The 21160-nt window shown below is 54.0% G+C and carries 19 protein-coding genes and 1 pseudogene; 5 read left to right on the top strand and 15 right to left on the bottom strand.

What is annotated here, in order from left to right; translation table 11 throughout:
• Positions 1–121: 121 nt before the first annotated feature.
• From dnaK to gpr, 10 genes and pseudogenes are all read right to left on the bottom strand, one after another.
• Positions 122–1966, bottom strand: a complete 1845-nt coding sequence (dnaK, locus tag PSAB_RS17805) for a molecular chaperone DnaK (protein WP_025335945.1) — start codon at positions 1964–1966, stop codon at positions 122–124.
• A 278-nt stretch (positions 1967–2244) separates the two neighbouring features.
• Entirely contained in the window at positions 2245–2835 is a 591-nt protein-coding gene (gene grpE / locus PSAB_RS17810) for a nucleotide exchange factor GrpE (RefSeq protein ID WP_025335946.1), read from the bottom strand.
• 48 nt (positions 2836–2883) lie between these two features.
• A complete protein-coding gene (hrcA, locus tag PSAB_RS17815; RefSeq protein ID WP_025335947.1) occupies positions 2884–3915 on the bottom strand; it encodes a heat-inducible transcriptional repressor HrcA in 1032 nt (343 codons plus the stop codon).
• Positions 3916–4175: 260 nt separating this feature from the next.
• Positions 4176–4676, bottom strand: coding sequence for an N-acetyltransferase (locus tag PSAB_RS17820; protein ID WP_025335948.1), 501 nt, complete (start codon positions 4674–4676; stop codon positions 4176–4178).
• A 77-nt stretch (positions 4677–4753) separates the two neighbouring features.
• Positions 4754–5935, bottom strand: coding sequence for a radical SAM family heme chaperone HemW (hemW, locus tag PSAB_RS17825; protein WP_025335949.1), 1182 nt, complete (start codon positions 5933–5935; stop codon positions 4754–4756).
• A gap of 78 nt (positions 5936–6013) precedes the next feature.
• Positions 6014–7829, bottom strand: a pseudogene (gene lepA, locus PSAB_RS17830) (translation elongation factor 4).
• A gap of 156 nt (positions 7830–7985) precedes the next feature.
• Positions 7986–8480: a hypothetical protein gene (locus PSAB_RS17835; RefSeq protein ID WP_038597309.1), complete on the bottom strand. Its 495-nt coding sequence runs from the start codon at positions 8478–8480 to the stop codon at positions 7986–7988.
• 79 nt (positions 8481–8559) lie between these two features.
• The gene (locus tag PSAB_RS17840) at positions 8560–9831 is read right to left on the bottom strand and encodes a stage II sporulation protein P (RefSeq protein ID WP_025335951.1); all 1272 of its coding nucleotides are present in this window, start codon (positions 9829–9831) and stop codon (positions 8560–8562) included.
• A gap of 172 nt (positions 9832–10003) precedes the next feature.
• Entirely contained in the window at positions 10004–10150 is a 147-nt protein-coding gene (locus PSAB_RS25820; protein WP_158442600.1) for a hypothetical protein, read from the bottom strand.
• Positions 10151–10204: 54 nt separating this feature from the next.
• Positions 10205–11206 (bottom strand): GPR endopeptidase, encoded by a 1002-nt coding sequence (gpr, locus tag PSAB_RS17845; RefSeq protein WP_025335952.1) that lies wholly within the window; start codon positions 11204–11206, stop codon positions 10205–10207.
• A 205-nt stretch (positions 11207–11411) separates the two neighbouring features.
• Between gpr and rpsT the strand changes: the two genes are divergently transcribed.
• The 3 genes from rpsT (at position 11412) to PSAB_RS17860 (ending at position 13252) form a co-directional block, all read left to right on the top strand.
• A complete protein-coding gene (gene rpsT, locus PSAB_RS17850) occupies positions 11412–11684 on the top strand; it encodes a 30S ribosomal protein S20 (protein ID WP_025335953.1) in 273 nt (90 codons plus the stop codon).
• Between the two features lie 199 nt (positions 11685–11883).
• Complete coding sequence (locus PSAB_RS17855; protein ID WP_025335954.1) at positions 11884–12477, top strand: TetR/AcrR family transcriptional regulator; 594 nt, start codon at positions 11884–11886, stop codon at positions 12475–12477.
• Between the two features lie 13 nt (positions 12478–12490).
• On the top strand, positions 12491–13252 hold the full coding sequence (locus PSAB_RS17860; RefSeq protein WP_025335955.1) for a glycosyltransferase: 762 nt from the start codon (positions 12491–12493) through the stop codon (positions 13250–13252).
• 18 nt (positions 13253–13270) lie between these two features.
• Here the strand turns inward: PSAB_RS17860 and holA are convergent, their stop codons facing one another.
• The 4 genes from holA to PSAB_RS17880 form a co-directional block, all read right to left on the bottom strand.
• Positions 13271–14302: a DNA polymerase III subunit delta gene (gene holA, locus PSAB_RS17865; protein WP_025335956.1), complete on the bottom strand. Its 1032-nt coding sequence runs from the start codon at positions 14300–14302 to the stop codon at positions 13271–13273.
• 321 nt (positions 14303–14623) lie between these two features.
• A complete protein-coding gene (locus tag PSAB_RS17870; RefSeq protein WP_025335957.1) occupies positions 14624–15877 on the bottom strand; it encodes a zf-HC2 domain-containing protein in 1254 nt (417 codons plus the stop codon).
• The gene (locus tag PSAB_RS17875) at positions 15874–16422 is read right to left on the bottom strand and encodes an RNA polymerase sigma factor (RefSeq protein ID WP_025335958.1); all 549 of its coding nucleotides are present in this window, start codon (positions 16420–16422) and stop codon (positions 15874–15876) included. Before PSAB_RS17875 ends, PSAB_RS17870 begins: the two co-directional genes overlap by 4 nt.
• A 335-nt stretch (positions 16423–16757) precedes the next feature.
• Complete coding sequence (locus PSAB_RS17880; RefSeq protein WP_025335959.1) at positions 16758–17408, bottom strand: bifunctional 2-keto-4-hydroxyglutarate aldolase/2-keto-3-deoxy-6-phosphogluconate aldolase; 651 nt, start codon at positions 17406–17408, stop codon at positions 16758–16760.
• Positions 17409–17750: 342 nt separating this feature from the next.
• On the opposite strand from PSAB_RS17880, the gene PSAB_RS17885 reads away from it, so the two are divergent.
• A complete protein-coding gene (locus PSAB_RS17885; protein WP_025335960.1) occupies positions 17751–18704 on the top strand; it encodes a sugar kinase in 954 nt (317 codons plus the stop codon).
• Between the two features lie 152 nt (positions 18705–18856).
• Here PSAB_RS17885 and PSAB_RS17890 read toward each other — a convergent pair whose 3' ends face one another.
• Positions 18857–19882 carry a LacI family DNA-binding transcriptional regulator gene (locus tag PSAB_RS17890; RefSeq protein WP_025335961.1) on the bottom strand — a complete coding sequence of 342 codons (1026 nt, stop codon included), beginning with the start codon at positions 19880–19882 and terminating at the stop codon, positions 18857–18859.
• Positions 19883–20162: 280 nt separating this feature from the next.
• On the opposite strand from PSAB_RS17890, the gene PSAB_RS17895 reads away from it, so the two are divergent.
• On the top strand, positions 20163–21152 hold the full coding sequence (locus PSAB_RS17895; protein WP_025335962.1) for a LacI family DNA-binding transcriptional regulator: 990 nt from the start codon (positions 20163–20165) through the stop codon (positions 21150–21152).
• Positions 21153–21160 lie beyond the last annotated feature (8 nt).

Consider the following 21160-nt stretch of genomic DNA (forward strand, 5'->3'; position numbering starts at 1 on the left):
AGAAATATAAGGCTATTTACAAGCGTGAAACTTATAAATACTTATATTTTAAAAGAAAGCCAAAACGCGGGATGCCCCGGTTTTGACCTTCCCTTTTCATGCGCTTTGTTATCGTTTAACTTTATCCTTGATTCTTGTCGTCGTCAACCACTTCATAGTCCGCGTCGACTACGTTGTCTCGCTTGGCGCCTTCGCCTGCGTCAGCCGCGCCTTCAGCTCCTTGCTGAGCTTGAGCCGCTTGTTCATACAGCTTCACGGACAGCTGCTGTACGATTTCGTTCAACGCATCGGTAGCCGCCTTGATTTCTTCCAGATTATCAGTTTCCAGCGCGGACTTCACTTTGTCCTTAGCCTGGTTCGCTTTTTCAATCTCGGATGCGTCTACTTTGTCTCCAAGATCCTTGATGACTTTATCCGTCGCATAGACGAGTTGGTCGGCATTGTTCTTCGCTTCAACCAATTCCTTGCGGATACGGTCCTCTTCGGCATGAAGCTCGGCGTCCTTCATCATTTGCTCGATATCAGCATCGCTCAGACCGCCGGAGGAAGTGATCGTGATCTTCTGGCTCTTGTTCGTGCCTTTATCCGTAGCGGATACGTTCACGATACCGTTGGCATCGATGTCGAAGGTAACTTCGATTTGCGGTACGCCGCGCGGTGCCGGCGGGATCTCGCTCAGCATGAAGCGTCCCAGCGTTTTGTTGCCGTTAGCCATTTGGCGTTCACCTTGCAGGACATGAATCTCAACGCTTGGTTGATTATCGGCAAACGTAGAGAAGATTTGCGATTTGCTGGTCGGGATCGTTGTGTTGCGGTCGATCATCTTCGTGAATACGCCGCCTGCGGTTTCGATACCGAGGGACAGCGGAGTTACGTCCAGCAGGACCACGTCTTTCACGTCGCCGGTCAATACGCCCGCTTGAACCGCGGCACCAAGGGCCACCACTTCATCCGGGTTAACGCCTTTGTGCGGCTCTTTGCCGGTCAGCTTCTTGATGGCTTCTTGTACGGCCGGAATCCGGGTGGAACCGCCAACAAGCACGATTTTGTCCAGATCAGCCGGAGTCATGCCTGCGTCGTTCAACGCCTGCCGAGTCGGTCCGAGTGTGCGTTCAACGAGATCTGCAGTCAGTTCGTCGAATTTGGCGCGAGTCAGGTTGACCTCCAAGTGCTGCGGCACGCCGTCTACAACGGTAATGAACGGCAGGGAGACCGTAGTGGTCAGTACGCCGGACAGCTCTTTCTTGGCTTTTTCTGCCGCGTCTTTCAAACGTTGAACAGCCGCTTTATCTTTGCTCAGGTCGATGCCTTGCTCTTTTTTGAACTCGGCTACGAGGTAGTCGATAACTTTTTGGTCAAAGTCGTCGCCGCCGAGACGGTTGTCGCCGCTCGTCGCTTTTACTTCGAAGAAGCCGTCGCCCAGTTCCAGAATGGAAACGTCGAACGTACCGCCGCCAAGGTCATAGACGAGGATCGTTTGGTCTTCGGATTTCTCCAGACCGTATGCAAGCGCCGCCGCTGTTGGCTCATTCACGATACGCAGAACTTCGAGACCGGCGATTTTGCCCGCATCCTTGGTCGCCTGACGCTGGCTGTCGTTGAAATACGCAGGAACGGTGATAACCGCTTGAGTAACCGCTTGGCCGAGGTAAGCTTCGGCGTCGGATTTCAGCTTTTGCAGGATCATTGCGGAAATTTCTTGCGGCGAGTAGTCTTTACCGTCGATGGTTTCTTTATGGTTCGTGCCCATATGCCGTTTGATCGAGATGATCGTACGGTCCGGGTTCGTGATCGCCTGGCGCTTCGCCGTTTCGCCGACAATACGCTCGCCGTCTTTCTTAAAGCCTACAACCGAAGGGGTCGTGCGCGCGCCTTCCGGGTTAGGGATGACGACGGCTTCGCCGCCTTCCATTACGGCCACGCATGAGTTCGTGGTTCCAAGGTCGATACCGATAACTTTGCTCACAGTAATTTGCCTCCTTAAAAGTTTTACGAATGAGATACTGCCAAGATAAAACTTCAGTAAAACTCGCTTCGTAAGCATTCTCCAAGTTTTGCGATTGAATTTGCCCTCGTTAATAACTTCAGCAAAACTCGCTTCGTAAGCATTTGCTTAAGTTTTGCGAATGAGATACTGCCCTGGCACCCATTTGCCGCAGCCGGGAAGCCGCGAGCATGACAGGTACAACGCACGGCAATATCGCCGGAATAGGCTTCCGGCGATTCATGCGTCTATTATATTGACTACATGCTGACTTTGACCATCGCGGGACGAAGCACCTTGTTCTTCAAAAGGTAGCCCTTCTGGACTTCCTCCGTAACAATGCCTTCCTCGTACTCGTCGCTCTCCACCTGCATGATGGCCTGATGGAATTCCGGGTTGAATGGCTGTCCCACCGTTTCCATAGGCGTCAGTCCCTCGGACTTCAATACCCCTTCCAGCTGGCGAAAAATCATATTCACGCCTTTGCTGAACGCGCCGCCTTCCTCTCCGGCCGGCGCCGTCGCCAGCGCGCGTTCGAAATTATCCAGTACCGGCAGCAATTCCGTAACCAGCTTGGAGGTGGCGTATTGGGCCAGATCCTCTTTCTCCTTCAAGGTGCGGCGGCGGAAATTGTCATAGTCGGCCTGCACACGAAGCAGACGTCCTTGATACTCGTCCGCAGCCTCCTGCAGACGCTTGATTTCCTCGCTGTCGCCGGAAGCCGCATGTACGGCTTCTTCGGCCGCTTCGCTATGGTTATCCGAGACGGCTTCGGCCTGGTCGGCCGCGCTTTCTCCGCTAATGTTGGTATCTTCGGTCACGCCCGATTCTTGAACCTGTTCCTCTTTCAAGTAAGTTCACCTCCTTAAGATGATCACGGTAATCATTTTGCACTAAATTCACTTATACCAGTGACGAAGCAGCGATGTCAAATCCCGGGACAAAATGCCCAAAATGCCCATCACCTTCGCATATTCCATCCGGGTCGGTCCCAGAATGCCAATGCTTCCGAGCGCCTCGCCGTCAACCGAATAGGTTGCGGTAATCAGGCTGCAGTCTGAAAAGGCTTCATGCTTGTTCTCGGTGCCGATCCGGACCTGAATGCCGGTGCCTCCGGAGGCCGGAGCGAGCATTTTGAGCAGAGTAGGTGTCTCCTCCAGCAGATCAAGGATATCCTTGACCTTGTCGACATCCCGGAATTCCGGCTGGGTCAGCATGTTGGTGGCACCGCTGAGGTAAATGCGCGGTTCCGGGTCGCTTTCGAGCGCCTCGTCAAGCATATGCATCAGTTCCTCATAATGGGAAATATGACGCTGCATCTCCTCCCCAAGCTCGGAGTAAAGCCTGCTCTTCAGTTTGTAAAGGGGTACATTCACAAGCTTGCTGTTGAGCAGATTGACTACCTTCTCCATTTCGGAAACCGAAATCTCCGGAGGGATGTTGATTTTCCGGTTCTCAACCTGTCCGGTGCTGGTGACGATAATCGCCACGGCGGTCCGGTCATCCAACGGCAGCAGCTGAAAATGGCGCAGTGAAGTATGAAAAACCTCCGGTCCCAGCAGGATGGAAGTATAATTCGTCATCGTCGATAAAATCATGGCCGTATGTTGAATCAACTGCTCGGTCGCATTCAGCTTCTCGGCGAAAAAAGCGCGGATCGTTTCCGTTTCGGCCGATCCTGCCGAATTCCACGGCACAAGATGGTCCACATAATAGCGGTAGCCTTTATGGGACGGAATCCGGCCCGCCGACGTATGCGGCTGTTCCAGGAATCCCAGCTCTTCCAAATCGGCCATCTCATTGCGAATCGTGGCGGGACTGAACTTGACATCGCCCCGTTTGGATATGCTTCGCGATCCTACCGGCTCGGCCGAACGGATATAGTCATCCACAATGGCGTTCAATATCATTTTCTGGCGTTCGGTTAACATGTCATTCCCTCCTGTCCGCCTGTGGAATTCGCTCGTTAGCACTCATCTCCATAGAGTGCTAATCACTAATACAAAAATACCAAACCGAGCTTAACATTGTCAAGTGAGTCGGCAAGGCGGGTGCAGGCGATTTTGCCTTAGCTTTACACTGCTTTTCCGGGCAGTCCGACCTCCCAAAACCCCAAAAAGTCAAATAACCACTCCGCGCCGGATGGGACAAGCCTGCCGGCGAAGAGTGGTCGATTTATTAATACCTTGTATTAGTCCAGCATTTTGAGAACGGCGATTTCGTCGCAGGCATGCTGCTTGGAGCAGTTGACGCAGTCGGTCCATACCTTTTCGGGGAAAATCTCCTTGTTGACGATATGAAAGCCGTTCTTCAGGAAGAAGTTGACGGCATAAGTCAGCGCCATAATCTTCGGAATCTTCTGGCGTCTCGCTTCCTTGGTCAGCTCCTCCACAATCATGGAGCCGATCCCTTGACCCTTGCACTCATCGCGCAGGCCGAGCGAACGAATCTCGACAAGATCATTTCCAAGGCGGCACAGCGAACCACAGCCTACAACCCTACCGTTAACTTCCGCTACAACGAACTGATCAATCTGCCTCTCCAGTACCTTTCGGGAACGGGGCAGCATGATCCCGCGCTGCGCATACTCTTCTATCATCAAATACAACGGCTCAACATCTTCCAAAGTAGCGCTTCTGCAAATAGCTGCGGACGTTGGTTCCGGCTCTGCGGGTCTCGGCTTGGCAAGCACTGTGCTTCACTCCTCCATAAATAACTATGAATAAATATACAACATGGTGAATTAGGATTCAATAGGTATTTTAAAAATTAAATTTCCGTCAAAACTCCGACAAATTCTCCGAACACATCATTTCCGAATAAAATGCCCTGGCGGCTCAATCGGTAGTTTCCGCCTTCATGTTCAAGCAGACCGGCGCTCAGCATTTTTTGCAGCGGTCTTCCGAATACGTCCTCCAGCTGCCGGCCGAACTGCTTCCGGAAAGCTTCGCCGGTCACGCCCTCCCGCATTCGCAGGCCCACCATCATGAAGTCCTCCATGGCCTCTTCCTGCGTTACCGGATAAGCATTCAGCCGGGGCAGGCCGTTCTTGGTCGCCTCAATATATGGGCTCACGCCCTTCACATTGATATGCCGCATGCGCCGCGCATATCCGTGCGCTCCGGCTCCCAGACCGTAGTAATCCTGATTGCGCCAATAAGTGATATTATGACGGCTCTCCATTCCAGGCTTGGCGAAGTTGCTGATTTCATACTGCCCGTAGCCCGCCTCTTCCATGGAAGACATCAGCAGCAGATACATCGCCAGCTCATCCTCTTCTGTAGGAAGCGGCAGCTGATTCTTGTTAAAAAGCGTATGAAACAGCGTGTTCTCCTCCACCTTGAGGCTGTAAATGGAGTAATGGGGCAGGCCGAGGGCAAGCGCCCGCTTGATGCTCTCACCCAGCATATCAACCGTCTGGTTCGGCAGGCCGAACATCAGGTCGATCGACAGGTTGGTGAGCCCTGCGGCGCGGGCATTGTCAAGGCTGCGGTAAACATCGTCGGTGTTGTGAATGCGGCCGATCCCGCTCAAGAGCTCGTTCTGGAACGCCTGCACGCCAAAGCTGACGCGGTTCACCCCGCCCGCCTTCATGACTGCCAGCTTGTCCGGATCGGTTGTGCCGGGATTTGCCTCCATCGAGAACTCGATATCCTCCGCCCAGTTCGGGAAGTAGGTGCGCACCGTCTTCAGAAAATACTCCATCTCCTCCGGCTTCAGCACCGTAGGCGTCCCGCCGCCCACAAAGATGCTGCGAATCACACCCGGCGGATTATCGCGGACAGTGAGCTCCATCTCCTGCTCCAGCGCGCGAAGATAATCCATGACGGGCTGATCCTTCAATACATAAGAGTTGAAATCGCAATAAAAGCACTTGTTCGTGCAGAAAGGAATATGAATGTACACCGCCTCGGGCGGACGGCTCGCTTGCAAGCCTGACAGGTTGGTCATTAAGCTGTCCTCCTTAGATGAAAAGGGAAGCCACCTTGGCTTCCCTGGATGAATAAACTGCGATATTTGCCTGAATATCTACTCGTCGATCTTGAGCACCGCCATGAACGCTTCCTGCGGTACCTCGACGCTGCCGACCTGCTTCATACGTTTCTTGCCTTCCTTCTGCTTCTCCAGCAGCTTCCGCTTCCGCGAAATGTCGCCGCCATAGCACTTGGCAAGCACGTTCTTGCGCATTGCCTTGACCGTCTCGCGGGCAACGACCTTCGTTCCGACCGAAGCCTGAATCGGCACCTCGAACATCTGGCGCGGAATGAGGCCGCGCAGCTTCTCGCAAATGATGCGGCCCCGGTTATAGGCCCGGTCGCGGTGAACAATGAACGACAGGGCGTCGACCTGTTCGCCGTTAAGCAGAATGTCCATCTTAACCAGATTCGACTGGCGGTAACCGGACAATTCGTAATCGAAGGACGCATAGCCCTTTGTTCCGGATTTCAGTTGGTCGAAGAAATCGTAGACGATTTCCGACAGCGGAATTTGATAAGTGATGGTCACCCGGTTCTCGTCCAGGTATTCCATGTTGACGAATTCGCCGCGCTTGTTCTGGCACAGCTCCATGACCGTGCCGACAAAATCGTTAGGCACGATAACAGCCGCCTTGACGTACGGCTCCTCAACATACTCGATCTTGCCGATCTCCGGATAGTTCGACGGGTTGTCGATCTCGATCATTTCGCCATTCGTCAGCTTGATCCGGTAAATTACGCTCGGTGCCGTCGTAATGAGCGGAATATTGAACTCCCGTTCAATACGCTCCTGGATAATCTCCATATGCAGCAGGCCGAGGAATCCGCAGCGGAAGCCGAAGCCGAGCGCGCTCGAAGTCTCGGGCTCGAAGCTCAGCGACGCGTCGTTAAGCTGCAGCTTCTCCAGCGCCTCGCGCAGATCGTTATAATCCGACGTCTCGATCGGATAGAGCCCGCAGTATACCATCGGATTGATCTTCCGGTAGCCGGGCAGCGGCTCGGCTGTCGGGCGCTTGGCGTCCGTCACGGTATCACCGACCCGGGTATCGCCAACATGCTTGATGCCGGCAACGATAAAGCCTACATCACCGACGTTCAGTTCGCTGACGATGCTCATGCGCGGCATAAACGCGCCGACTTCAATAACCTCGAAGGTCTTGTCCGTCGCCATCATCTTGATCTTCGAGCCGGCGCGGATGCTGCCGTCAACTACCCGGACATAGACGATTACCCCTTTGTACGGGTCGTAATGCGAGTCGAAGATCAGCGCCTTCAGCGGCTGTTCGGGATCTCCCGAAAGGCGGCGGTACCTGTTTGACCACCTGCTCCAGAATCTCCTTGATGCCGATGCCCGCCTTGGCGGAAGCAAGCACCGCCTCGCTCGCGTCCAGGCCGATGACGTCCTCGATCTCCTGCTTGACCCGCTCCGGGTCCGCGCTCGGCAGATCGATCTTGTTGACGACCGGCAAAATTTCCAGATTGTTGTCCAGCGCCAGGTAGACGTTGGCCAGCGTCTGGGCCTCGATGCCCTGGGCCGCGTCTACAACGAGCAGCGCGCCTTCACAGGCCGCGAGGCTTCGCGAAACTTCATAGGTGAAATCGACATGCCCCGGCGTGTCGATCAGGTTAAGCAGATATTCTTCCCCGTCGTCGGCGCGATAAGTGAGGCGAACGGCCTGCAGCTTGATCGTAATGCCGCGTTCGCGCTCAAGGTCCATCTGGTCGAGCACCTGCTCCTGCATTTCGCGCGAAGTGAGCGCTCCGGTGTACTCCAGAATCCGGTCGGCCAGCGTCGACTTGCCGTGGTCTATATGTGCAATTATCGAGAAATTGCGGATTTGTTCTTGCCTTTTCTTAACGTCAGTCATTCCTTACCCCCACAGACAGGCTGTTGTAATCATCTTATTATAGCAGTACATGTTCCCCCCAGCAATCCGGCTCCCCTGCTTGAGCGCATGATATTTTTATCCACTGAAGGACGAAGCTGCCGTTCCTTTAGAGGGCGAGGTAATACTTGCCGCGTTTTATTCGGAAGAATCAAACAGCGAGACTACCCAGCGGATTCCCCGCTGCGACGCATGCTGAAGCAGTCCCGCCGTCTTGTCCGCCAGCTCGTCCACCGTGGATTTATGCTCCCCTGGAATAAGGATCTGCCCCGGCGTAAGCGTGCTGCTGTAGTTCGGGACCATCTGCTGCTGAGCACTTGCCGGGGACGATGGGGTGCCGGCTGCGGGCTGCTCCGCTGCCGGAGTCTGGACTTGCGGAACGGCCGAGGGTGCAAGGGTTACAGGAACGTAGATGTATCCCCCTTTTCCGTCACTCTGCACCTGAAGCCCGGTGACCGTCCCGTTCTGGGGCTGCGGGACTGGCGCCGTGTTCTGAACGCCTCCGGAAATGACGCTCCAGCCCGGAACGGGAGAAGATGTGGTACCGCCGCTCCCGCCGAACTGCATGCCCACCAGTACGCCGATTCCGGCCCAAATGCCGACTGCCACCATCTTTTTTCCGAATCGAGACATCTTTACCCACCCTTTCATTCCATTCATGCATGCCCCCGGCCCGGAACATTCGGACTGTTTAACGGACGGCTTCTGCCTGTTATTGCGCAGCCGGCGCCGTTGCCGTTCCGCCCTCGGTGTTTGCTTTTTCCGCCTTATGACTGCTCCAATATAAATCCGCGATGGCATCTGCCAGGATATCGGAGGTTGCCTTCAGCTCGGCTTCAGTGCTGTCTATGCCGCCCACCTCGATCAGGACGCTGTTCGGCGACATCGACTGGTTATACTCCCCGTTATTGCCCTTGCCCGACGATTTGCCCCAGATGCCGCGGGAAACTCCCGGGTAGCGCTTCTCCAGAAGCTGATGAATTTTATTGGCGAACTCCTCATTCTTCTTCCAGTCCTTGTTCGAACGGCCCAGAATAAAATATACCTGCGCGTAGCTTTTTCCGCCGATAACCGTAGTCGTCTTGTCATGCCGCTGCGAGTCGCGGTGAATGTCGATCAATTCGCTCATTCCCTCATTCTCGCTCATCGCGGCTTTGACGGTCACGCGGGAGTATTTATAGGAAAAGTTCCAGTTGTAATCGGCGACCCTGGTGGCATAGTCCACCGTGGAATGGAGAGTGCCGATGCCCCGTTTCTCGAGCCGCTGGGTGATGTAGGACCCGACCATCATGACATTTTTGGAAGGGTCGGCGGAGCTGGGATTGTCGCTCTTGGCGGACAGCAGCGGATTGTATGCTTCGCGCGGATGGGAATGGTAGATCATAATCCGCTTCAACTCCGTGTCTGCAGATCCACTATCCTGGGCGGGAGCAGATGACGGCGCCGGAGCGTCGCTATTCTCCGGCAGCGGCGTCTCTTGCGCTCCGGCGCTTCCCCCGGATGTCGGCGCAGGCGTTGCTTCCGCCGGCTCGTCCGCTCCGGGATGATAATCGACCGGAGCACCCTCCACTCCGCCGGAGCCTTTGCGCAGCAGCACGGCGTCGTCGGCGGCCATCCCCGGGACCTCCCGGGACAGCAGGCTTTTCGGGTCCCCAGGGTTCACGCTGGTCAGAAGCTGAAACACGAAGCTCGTGACATTCCCTCCCGACAGCGCGGAGGGTTCCTTCGACTTGGGCAGATGCGGGACTTCCATCCCGAGAAGCTCCTTAAACAGGCCGCCGGAGAGGGAAGCCGCAAGACCTTTCATCGAAGGAAGCGGCGAGTTATCCAGCCTCTCTCCCGCCATGCCCCCGGTTCCCAGCAGGATGAAGAAGACCAGGGAACCTATGGCAAGGAGCAGCATCGTCCTGCCAAGCGCCAAAGCGTCAAGGGCCTTGGAACGCAAACGGCCGATGTTCCACAGATGAAACCATTTTCTGTTCATTATTGTTATGTCCTCCTCATGCTCGCTGTAATCTCTTATACTTCAAATCTATGAGCGGAAGAGAGACGGTAGAACGAAAGAAAGACAAAATCCCCCGCTATGCGCAGTGATGCCTTCTCCCGGCAAAAAAAGAGCGGGCCTCATTAGGCTCGCCCTCGCTCATTGCTTTCATTTAATTATCCCCGGAGGATACCTCGATCTTGAACACAGAAGAGGTATCGCCTGTGGAATACAAACCATCCTCCGTCTTCCAAAAAGCCGACACTCCGTAATAGTAAATACCGGCTTCGTGAGGCGCTGTAAAAGAATGGCCGTTCATCGGAACGATCGCCTGTTCGTCCCCGGTAAACCGGACGAGGCTGATTTAGCCAGATCAGTGGGTATAAGCCCCAACATTTCCGGGATCGACGGCGTCATGCAGTGCCGCATTCAGTCCGGTGGCCACAACGTTGGCGATATCTTCGATAAATTCGTCGATTTCCTTCGGCGTTACAATCAGATCATGGCCGAGCGGCTCCAGCACTTCCTTGACCAAAGCCAGCCGCTCCTGCTCCGAAATGCTGTCCAGCAGCCCCATAATTTCCTTGGTCCGACCGTCCGCCCCGCCGAAGTGGCTTCTCATCATTTCCAGCACGTTGCCCACAATGGTGGAGGCGTAGCATACCGTCGGCACGCCGATGGCGATACAAGGGATGCCCAGCACCTCGCGCGTCAGTCCGCGCCGTTTATTGCCGATGCCTGAGCCGGGGTGAATGCCGATATCGGCAATTTGGATCGTCGTGTTGACCCTCTCCAGCGAACGGGAGGCCAGGGCATCAATGGCAATAATGGCGTCCGGCTTCGTGCGCTCGACAATCCCCTGAACGATCTCGCTCGATTCAATCCCGGTAAGTCCCAGCACGCCAGGAGCGACGGCGCTGACGTTCCGGTAGCCCGGGGATACCTGATCCGGCATCAGCTCGTAAAATTGGCGGGTAATCAGGGCGTTCTCCACCACGAGCGGCCCGAGCGAGTCCGGAGTCACGTTCCAGTTGCCGAGCCCGACAATGAGCACGGATGCATTCTTGCCGATTCCGATCCGCGACATAAAGCTTTCGAACTCGCGGGCGAAGGCTTCGGACACTTTTTGCTGAAGAGCCGTATCTCCGCCCCGCAGTCCGGGAATTTCCAGCGTGACATAATTGCCGATCGCCCGCCCGATTTGCTGGGAGCCGGCATCGTTGCTCACGGCAAGCCGTGTTATTTTGATCCCGTCCGACTCCTCTACTTCCTCGTTCACCCCGGGAATCGGCATATTGCTCAAGCGCTGGGCCATTTCCTTGGACTCTACCGCCAAGTCGGTACGCACTGAATAAAGCTGCAGATCCAGTTCCATACGTTATGCGCCTCCTATCCTTTTTAACAATAAGAAATCAAGTTTCTTCCTGACTACTAGTGTGCGGGAGGAGAGGCAGGATTATGCAAAAAGAGACGGGGAATTTACATGGTTCCTTGTTGCATTTTGCCGCTCTGCATGCTAAACTATTTTAAGTTGTGAATCATTTTGATGATTTCCGAATGCCTTACAGGAGGTGAATGCAATGCCAAACATTAAATCCGCGGTAAAACGCGTTAAGACAACGGAAAAACGCCGTGCGCTGAACGCTTCCCAAAAATCCGCCCTTCGTACAGCTGTCAAAGCTGCCGACCTCGCGGTGGAAGGTACGGAAGTAGAAACTGCCAAAGCTGCTATCCAAGCTGCTTCCCAGAAGCTGGACAAGGCCGTAACTAAAGGTCTGGTTCATAAAAATGCGGCTGCCCGTAAGAAATCCCGCTTGGCGAAGAAATTGAACGCTCTTTCCGCTCAGGGCTAAGAGCTTCTATATCGAGCAATTGAAGAACCTGACCGCTCCCGATGACGCGGTTCAGGTTTTTTTGTTGTTCGTTCTCCTCTCCATTCTCTCCTCCCGCTCCTTCCATTCACAAACTCTTCACTGGACACCAAGCTTTGGAAAATATATCCTTTGAACATACCGAACGTTCGGTATCTTATTGAAAGGAGGCGTCCCGGCTTTGACTCCTAATCAACGCTCTCATGATTCGGTTCAGACTAAAGAAACAATACTTTCACACGCCAAAGCTCTATTTTCGCAAAAAGGATACAAAGGCGTTTCGATCAGCGATATTTGCACGGCAACAGGTCTAAGCAAAGGCAGTATTTATCATCACTTTAAGAATAAAGAGGATCTTTTTGTCCATCTGGCCGAAGCATCCTTCGAAGATTCCTGGAAAGACTGGGACAGCCGCTCCGCCCAGTTCTCTTCGGCGGTCGACAAGCTGTATGCTTACAGCGAGCTTTTTGCTGATAATGTGGATCTTTCGCTTACCAAAGCCGGCGAGGATTTTATGGCGACCATCGGGGCTGACTCCGCAGCGGTCCAGAAATTTGGCGTTATCATTACAGGCTATGTACGGCGTTTTGAGGAGATTATCCGAGAAGGAATTGAGAGCGGAGAATTCAAGCAGGATGAGCCGGGAGAAATGGCTTTTGCCCTGCTGGCCTCTTATTCTGGATTGGCGAATAACACGCGCTTTCTGGATAAGGAAAATGTGAGACGGATGTACCGAAAAATGACGGACATGCTGCTTGACGGCATCCGTAAATAGGAGTTGATTCTTAATGGAAAATCATAGGTTTGCAGGGCCCGATGAAACGGGAGAGATCCTCTTCTCCGTCCTGATTCCCGCGCATAACGAGGAAAAATATATCACCAAATGTCTGGACTCCATTGCTGCCGCCTTGGAGAACTGCGTCGGCCAAGTTGAGGTCATTGTCATTCTGAACCGCTGTACCGACAAGACGGAAGAAATCGCACGCTCGTATAACTGCGTTATTGTACACGACGACCGCAAAAATTTATCGCAAATCCGAAACACCGGTGCAGCGGCAGCCAGAGGAGAAATCATCGTGACGATCGACGCAGACAGCCGGATGACAGCTAACATGCTCTCCGAAATCGAGTGGCAGCTGTCCGGGGGAAAATACATCGGCGGAGGCACCACAGGAAGATTCGAGCGGATGAGCCTTGGCATCGCCGTATCCGCACTGGCGCTTCTCGTTCCTATGGCAATCAAATACGGAGCGATCTCGGTCGGTATATTTTGGTGCCGAAAGAGCGACTTCGATGCCATCGGCGGCTTTAATGAGAATATGCTGATGTCCGAGGATGCCGACTTTGCCCGGAGGCTCAAGACCTACGGAAAGCGCTTCGGGAAAAAATACGGAACGTTGACCAAAGCCTATATGATTACCTCCTGCCGAAAGTTCGATCAAGCTGGAGACTGGTTTCTTGTGAAGCATCCGAAGCTGATTCTCGCCTACTTGAAGGGGACCGACCACGCGCATGCGGACCAGGCCTATTACGAGAATCAAGGAAGATAGTTTACATAGATAGAGTTCTTAAGCTGTCCTTCCGGCGCCAAGGCGCAGCATGAACAGCTCCAGCCCCAGCACCTTATCGATACCGCCCGTCTTCATCTGGAAATCCAGGTCGGCGAGGAGGCTCAAAATCTCTCTCAGCTGCTCCCCGCGGAACTTGCGAGCCTGCTCTCCGGCCAGCTTGACGGCATACGGATGAAGCCCGAGTTGGGAGGCGATCTGCCCCTGAGTGTAGCTCTGAGAAGACAGATCCTTGACCTGCAAAATAATCCGGAACTGCCGCGCGACGAGCGCGGCGATCTTGATCGGCTCCTCCCGCTGCTTGAGCAGCTCATGCAGCGTTCTCAAGGCTCTGTCCAGCCGCAGATTGGCAATGTCCTCCACCAGCGTGAACACATTCTGCTCCGTTCCGCGCGGCACCAGACTCTCTATAGCGGCAGAGTCCACCGTTCCCCCGCGGCCTGCGAACAGGCACAGCTTGTCCATCTCCGCCGACAGTCCCTGAAGCCCCGTTCCAGCGGCAGCGATGAGCGCTTCGGCCGCCCCCGGAGCGGCTTCACTGCCGCGGTCGCGTATGCCTTTCTCCACCCAGCGGAGCAGCTCCTCCGCGCCGAGTGGGTTGAAAGCCAGCACGGTTCCGGCCGATTTCAGCGCCTTGACGATTTTTTTGCGCTCATCGAGCTTGTCGCTGTTCACCAGAAAGACGATCACGCTGAATTCGGCGGGACTGGATAAGTATTCCTGAAGTACCTCGGGGCGGTGTTCCAGCTTGGCATTATCCTTGCCCGCCGTGAACAGCGAGGCGTCCCGGACCACCAGCAGCTTGCGGGGTACCATAAACGGCACGGTCTCGGCCTCTTCCACCACCGCCTGAATTGGCGTCTCGGAAAGATCGAACGGAACCACCGCGAAATCGCGGTCCTCCTTCGCAATCAGCTCGCTCTCCAAAAAAGCCGCAAATTCGTTCATGCGGAATTTTTCGCTTCCATATAAACAATAGATGGGGGAGAACTTCCCCTGCTTGATTTCTTTGGCCGCCGCTTTGGCATCCATGCTGCGCCACTTCCTTTTTTTCATATCTGCTTTGTTGCCGAGAATGTTCGTTCCAATAGTTTAACAAAAAACGAACCGGTGCGTAAGAGCGCGAATGCTGGACAATCCGTGAGTGTACAAGCAAAAGCGAAGAGACCCCGGCAACCATGCCGGAGCCTCCTCGCTCTTACGCGGCTCATCTATATAAACGGCGGGGCGGGAAGCTCTAGAAACTTCCCAGCCGCCGGTCATACCGATGTCTTCACCCGGGAACTGCCGCTCCATGGCAATTCCTGTCCCCATACTGTATTGTATTCAGTTGGCTGCAAAACGTGCAGCTTTTCACTGTTTTGTTGAAGATTCCGGCGACGGAGACGGAGACGGCGGCGGGGATGCCGGTTCCGCCGAACCCGATGCCGAAGGGGCGGCCGAATGGGCCGGAGTCTCCTGCGGTACGGTATATGTGCCGCGCAGTTCTTTGCCTTCCGCTGACGTCACATAAGTAAACTGGCGGTTGTCGGCAGACCATTCGCCGGAGACCCATGCGCCTTCAAAGGAAATCGTGTCAACAGCCTGTCTTCCCTCTGCATTGTTCCCTGCGGCGCGGTAAATCACGAGTTTCTGCCCCTCGATCGCCGCGGTATACCGGCCGTCGGGAGACGTCCAGGACGGGGGCTCAGCAGGCGAACCGGGCGGAGTTTCGATCGGTGCGATCCCCATAATTCCCGCGGCTCCATCTTTGAAGCTCGGGGCTTGCAGCGTATTCTCCGGTATCATCGGATCGCTTTGGCTATCGCTCAGCTCCTTGTCGGCGTTCGGCGATTCAGACGTCCCGGCCGCTGCTGAAGGAGGGGCCAATTTCTCCGATTGTCCACTGTGTTCCGTACCCGGTGACGTACTCTTGGCCGACTCACCCTTCCGGTTGTCCGTTGATCTCTCAGCAGGATCGGCGGTTTTCGGCGCGGCTCCCCCTCCCTGCCCGTTCTGCCCGCCTTCTGCCGGGGAAGAACTGTCCGGCGCAGCCATGATCGACGCTCCGGTATCGGCCGGAGTGGAGTTCTCTTCTCCCGGGGAGCTTCCTACCTCTGCGCCAAATGTCATTTTCGTAGCGGCATCGTCTCCGCTGCTGCCTGCAGTTGAATCGCTTCGCTTAGACTGCGCACTGCTGTTCATCTCCTCGTCCACTTGGGCGCCCGGCAGCTTCTCCGGCATATTGAACATCGCAATGGCAAGCACCACCGCCGCAGCGGCTATGCCTATTCCGAAACGGGGGGCGAGAGAGGAGCTCCGGTTCCGCGCCCGCGACGCCTTGCGACTCATGGGCTGGGCCTGCGGTTCTTCCGCGGGACTAGCGGCCATAACACCAGCCTCCCGGTCAATGGCCTCAAGCTTTGGCAGAATCGAATCCACCAGACTGAAAGGCGGGCTAACGTCGGGGAGCTGTTCCAGCTCTTTGGAGAGCACGTTCAACCGCTCGAACAATTCCGCGCAGGAAGGGCAATTGTCGATATGACGGAACATTTCAAGACTCTCATCCGGACTCAAATCATGATCCAAATAACGGTGCATCCATTCCATCACCTCCGCGCAGTTCATCCCGATACACCACCTTTCTGATACTCCTGAAGTCTGTTTTGCAGCTGCTGTCTTGCCCTGAACAGATAGGATTTCACCGTGTTCAGCGGCAGATCCAGGCAGTCCGCTATCTCGTTGTAAGAAAAATCCTGCAAATAACGCAGCACGATAACCGTACGGTGATGCTCGGGCAGCTGGTCAATCGCTTCACGGATATCCTCCGCCAAATAGGTGGACAGCACATCCCGTTCCACATTTTGCTTGTCCTTGAACACCAGCTCATGCTCGTCAATGGAAACCGTCGGTTTTGTTTTTCTGAATTTATCAATGCATATATTGGTCACGATCCGCTGAACCCAGGTCTTGAACTGGGCCTTCTCTTCATAGGAGCCGATTTTGGTGTATACCCGGATTAAAGCCTCCTGCGAAGCGTCCAGCGCATCCTGCTCATTATGCAAAATGTAAAAGGCCGTCTTGTACACATGGCCTTCAATTTCTCGCAATAGGGTGATTAGAGCGTCGCGATCGCCCGATTGAGCGGCTCTGATGAGTCCCTGCTCCACCACGAAGGTTCCCCCTCTCTATGCAATCTTACTGACGCGCAAGACCGCTGAATTGTTGCAATCTGTAATAACTTTTTGGAATACCAGATTGTGATAACTGCGTTTTTCGTGGAGTTAAATCGTTTCAAATATAAACGGCCTGATTTCCAGGCGCACACCTTTCTAAGCATACAGGGAAACGATGGGGCAATCAAACGTTCCGTCATCCTAATTTTATTACAAAAATGACATATTGCGCCTCTTTTAACTCGTTGAATTCCTCGCGCAAAATGATACGATCCAGCGGACGCCAAAAAACCGCCTTCCAATTAGGAAAGCGGCTCCTGTCCAAGCCGGAACTACTTCACGGAGCTTGCCTTAATCTCCTGGAACTTCGCTACATACTTGGCGGCCAGCTCGGTGATAAGATCATAGCGGCCTTCTTTGGCCGGAGCGGTCAAATTGCCGCCGATTCCCACCGCAATGCAGCCTCCCCGAATCCATTTCTCCATATTGTCCAGGTCCACGCCGCCGGTAGGCATAATATTCACATGCGGCATCGGTCCCTTGACGGCCTTGACGATGTCCGGTCCGAAGGCGCTGCCCGGGAACAGCTTCAGCACATCGACGCCCAGCTTCAGCGCTGCCTTCATTTCATCCAGCGTCAAGGTGCCCGGCATGTAAGGAATTCCGTAAAGGTTGCAGATTTTGGCGGTCTCTTCTTCAAAAGAAGGGCTGACTACGAATTCCGAACCGGCCAGAATCGCAATCCGGGCGGTAATCGGGTCCAGCACCGTGCCCGCTCCGATTACCGCCTGGTCACCATATTCGGCGACAAGCCTTTTGATGGCGACATCCGCCTCAGGTGTCGTAAACGTCACCTCAATATTGGTCAGTCCGCCTTTAATACACGCTTCCGACATGCGGAAAGCATCTTCGGCGTTGTCCGCGCGGATGACAGCGACCACACCGACCGAAACTACATTCTGCAGCACTTTTAACTTTTTCATTCCTATACTTCCTCTCACATTAGATAATGAATTACTAAATTACGATAAATTATTTTATCAAATCCAGTAATAAATCCTTTGTTTACAATAATAAAATAGTAATAACAACTGTAGACAGAGTCAATGTCTTTTTTGAGGCCGCAACAGGACTAATCCGTTGAAAACAGGGATTAACCCTTGATAATCAAGGAATATTCCAGCAATTCGCATCATTACTTCATGAACAATTCTCCAATTTCCAAGCTCTTGTTATTGTACAAAATCGGTTTATATGATACCCTTAAAATAAGACTACAGATTACCAAGTACAGGATATTTCCTATCCCCCTAGGAGGAGCCCAAATGAATAAACGATTGGATGCAGTCACATTCGGCGAGCCGATGGCTATGTTTTATGCCAACGAGACTGGACCGCTGGACGAAGCGATGTCTTTCTCGAAAGCGTTGGCCGGAGCGGAAAGCAATGTTGCTGCAGGATTGTCGCGGCTGGAGCATAAAGTCGGCTATGTAACCAAGCTTGGAGAGGACAGCTTCGGAAGCTTCATTTTGAAAGCGCTAAACAAAGAAGGGATTGATACCTCTAGCGTCACATTCTCCAGCGAAAATCCGACCGGCATATTAATCAAATCGAAGGTAACCGCCGGCGATCCGAAGGTGGAATATTTCCGCAAACATTCGGCGGCCTCCACACTGGGACTTGCGGATTTCGATGAGTCTTATTTCGCTTCGGCGGGACATCTGCACGTTACCGGCATTTCCTCGGCAATCTCCCGGGAATGCCGCGAGTTCTCCATACACGCGATGGAATTCATGAAGCGCAGCGGCAAAACTGTATCGCTGGATCCCAACCTGCGCCCGTCCCTTTGGCCGGATACCAAGACCATGGTGGAGACGATCAACGATCTGGCCACACGCTGCGACTGGTTCCTCCCCGGCCTCGGCGAAAGCCGCATTCTGACCGGACTTACAGCGCCGGAGGAAATCGCCTCCTTCTACCTGAATCAGGGCGTCTCCCTGGTCGTCATCAAGCTGGGACCTGAAGGGTCATACTACAAATCCTCCGATTCGGAAGGCTTTATGCCGGGGTTCAAGGTCGATCAGGTCGTTGACACGGTGGGCGCTGGCGACGGGTTTGCCGTCGGTGTGATCAGCGCGCTGCTGGAGAAGCTCCCCGTGGCGGAAGCGGTGAGACGGGGCAATGCTATCGGTGCGTTAGCGGTTATGTCGCCGGGCGATATGGACGGACTGCCAACCCGGGAGATGCTGGAACAGTTCATGAAAGCGGGCGCCGTCTGACCGGAGCGTTTCAACCCGTACGATTCGTCCGAAGGTTCTGGACCTAGAGCTTCGGGCGAAACGCTTCCGATCCATACCCTGCACTCCCTCGAAGAACCGCCAGGGACATTAATCCGCTTAAACGGATGATGTCCTTGGTTTTATAAACCGGTTTATTCGGATTTTGGCGCAGCCTGGACCGACTGTCTCTGTATAAGGGTCGGGGGGAACCGGTAGGTTATCGGCACAGAGGTACCCGTGTCTTCTATGCCGGCAAGGAGGATTTTCGCGGCCTGTACGCCCATTTCATATGCGGGCTGGCGCACCGTCGTAATTGCGGGATTGTAGATCTCCGCGTACTCCGCGTCATCAATGCCGATGACCGATAGATCCCTTGGAATGGACATGGACCGCCGATTCGCGTACTTCAGCATTTCGGCAAGCGCGATATCGTTGGCAGCGAGCAGGGCGGTTGGAGGCTCCGGCAGAGACAGCAGGCGCTCCAGCGCTTCGCCCATTTCTTCTCTCGGCGCGCTGCACACATACTCTTCCCGCCACTCAAGCCCCGCTTCCTCGATCGCTCTCCGGTAACTGAAGGCCCGTTCCTTGCGAGGGGTAATTGCGTACCGGCCGGCCGGCAGTGTCAGAAGAGCGATCCGCTCATGCCCGTGCCGGATGAATTCCTTAAAGGCCATCTTGACCGCCATCTCATTGTCCACCAGCAGGCTCTGCGTCGCAATCCCCTCCATAAGCCGGTCCATAAACACCAGCGGATACTGTTCGTCAAGCAGGCGTTGATAGGTCGACGGGTCATCCCCTGTCGGAAAAACGATCAGACCGTCCACCTGCCGGGCCATCAGCGTTTCAACGTATTTGTTCTCCTTGTCCGGATTCTCGTCCGCGTTGCAAATCATCACCTGATTTCCGCTTAACTGAAGCTCGTTCTCAATGGCGTGGATACACTGAATGGACAGTGAGTAATTAATATCCCCCACGACGACGCCGACCGTGTTCGTCCGGTTGCGTTTCAGACCCCGCGCCAGCCCGTTCGGCTGATAATTCAGTTCGTCGATCACCTCGGAGATCCGGTTCCTCGTCGCCTCGCTCATATACTTGTAGCGCTTGTTCAAAAACTGCGAGACCGTGCTTTTCGACACGCCCGCCTTCTGCGCCACATCTTCGATTGTCAATTTTTTCATCTGATTCCGCTCCATACATCGACTGAATTTAACAAATCTTTATCAAAATTATATCTTCTTTTTAGTAAATTTACTACACAAGGATCGGCATGATCCGGAGATTCCATTCGTAAAAAGAGGAAGAAAACGCAGCGATGTTTTTCTTTATTTTCGTATACTTAATTTACGCAAAAATATAAACATATTTTTCGTTATTTTTTACGTCAATAAATCGGTAAAAAGTGGTATGATGATAGCGGCATACAAATAAAAGGTATAGAGCACAAAGCGGGGGATTGGATTGAAAATAAAAAAAGTAACGATTACCGATATTGCCGAAGCCATGGGCCTCTCGCCGGTATCGGTCAGCCGGGCTCTGTCGGACCAGAGTGGCATCAGCGACGAATTGAAGGAGAAGATCGTACAGAAAGCGGCGGAAATGGGCTATGTCAAACCGAAGAAAAGGAAGTCCCCGCGCATTCTCGTGCTTCATCAAAAGCCTTATCGCGAAGACAACAGCAATTTCAGCCATATGATGCAGGGGATCGAACAGGCGCTCCAAAAAGAGGACGCCGATTACAGCATTGAATTTCTGGATAAGGAAACCCAGAACCGGATGATCCTTCCCTACCGGCTTAGCAAGGGCTTCGTCTTTGACGGCGTGATTCTGATTGGCAGGTTCAACCTGGATTATGCCGCGCTCATCAACGAAAGGATACGTAATTTGATTTTTCTTACCGGTTATTCGCCGGCTTACGATTACGACAGCGTGTGGTTCAGCTTCATCAACGCCGGTTACAAGCAGTGCAAGTATTTAATCGACAGGGGCCATACCCGGATCGGCTTTGCCGGCGACCGGAAGGCCTACAGGAACAAGGTGAAGGAGAGCGGCATTGTCTCCGCGCTTGAAGAGAATGGGCTGCCTGTGGACGAAACGCTCTTTTTTGATACGGATGAAGACGGCTCTGCGAAATTGAGGAAGCTGATCGAGGATAGAAAGCTGCCGACCGCCTTTATTTGCGATCATGATTTTACCGCGATCGAACTCATCCGTACGCTCCAGCAGCATGACATGACAGTGCCGGACGACGTCTCCATTCTCGGCAGCGGCAATACGGAAGTATCCGCCCTCTCTCTGCCACCACTGACCACGATGGATTTAAATATCGGATACTCCTGCCGGGCGGTTGTGTCCACGCTGCTCAAACGGATTGCCGAGCCCGACAAGCCCGCCGAAAACATCGCAATTCTGAGCACTCTCGTGGAAAGGGAGTCGGTCCGGCGCATTTGACTTTAGGT

Source organism: Paenibacillus sabinae T27 (genome assembly GCF_000612505.1).
Classification (GTDB): Bacteria; Bacillota; Bacilli; order Paenibacillales; family Paenibacillaceae; genus Paenibacillus_AQ; species Paenibacillus_AQ sabinae.

Excerpts from the sequence above, each read along its gene's own strand:
- hrcA (WP_025335947.1), bottom strand. The coding sequence starts at position 3,915 with ATGTTAACCGAACGCCAGAAAATGATATTGAACGCCATTGTGGATGAC.
- hemW (WP_025335949.1), bottom strand. The coding sequence starts at position 5,935 with ATGACCAACCTGTCAGGCTTGCAAGCGAGCCGTCCGCCCGAGGCGGTG.
- PSAB_RS17835 (WP_038597309.1), bottom strand. The coding sequence starts at position 8,480 with ATGTCTCGATTCGGAAAAAAGATGGTGGCAGTCGGCATTTGGGCCGGA.
- PSAB_RS17840 (WP_025335951.1), bottom strand. The coding sequence starts at position 9,831 with ATGAACAGAAAATGGTTTCATCTGTGGAACATCGGCCGTTTGCGTTCC.
- PSAB_RS25820 (WP_158442600.1), bottom strand. The coding sequence starts at position 10,150 with ATGAACGGCCATTCTTTTACAGCGCCTCACGAAGCCGGTATTTACTAT.
- gpr (WP_025335952.1), bottom strand. The coding sequence starts at position 11,206 with ATGGAACTGGATCTGCAGCTTTATTCAGTGCGTACCGACTTGGCGGTA.
- rpsT (WP_025335953.1), top strand. The coding sequence starts at position 11,412 with ATGCCAAACATTAAATCCGCGGTAAAACGCGTTAAGACAACGGAAAAA.
- PSAB_RS17860 (WP_025335955.1), top strand. The coding sequence starts at position 12,491 with ATGGAAAATCATAGGTTTGCAGGGCCCGATGAAACGGGAGAGATCCTC.
- holA (WP_025335956.1), bottom strand. The coding sequence starts at position 14,302 with ATGGATGCCAAAGCGGCGGCCAAAGAAATCAAGCAGGGGAAGTTCTCC.
- PSAB_RS17870 (WP_025335957.1), bottom strand. The coding sequence starts at position 15,877 with ATGAACTGCGCGGAGGTGATGGAATGGATGCACCGTTATTTGGATCAT.
- PSAB_RS17880 (WP_025335959.1), bottom strand. The coding sequence starts at position 17,408 with ATGAAAAAGTTAAAAGTGCTGCAGAATGTAGTTTCGGTCGGTGTGGTC.
- PSAB_RS17885 (WP_025335960.1), top strand. The coding sequence starts at position 17,751 with ATGAATAAACGATTGGATGCAGTCACATTCGGCGAGCCGATGGCTATG.
- PSAB_RS17890 (WP_025335961.1), bottom strand. The coding sequence starts at position 19,882 with ATGAAAAAATTGACAATCGAAGATGTGGCGCAGAAGGCGGGCGTGTCG.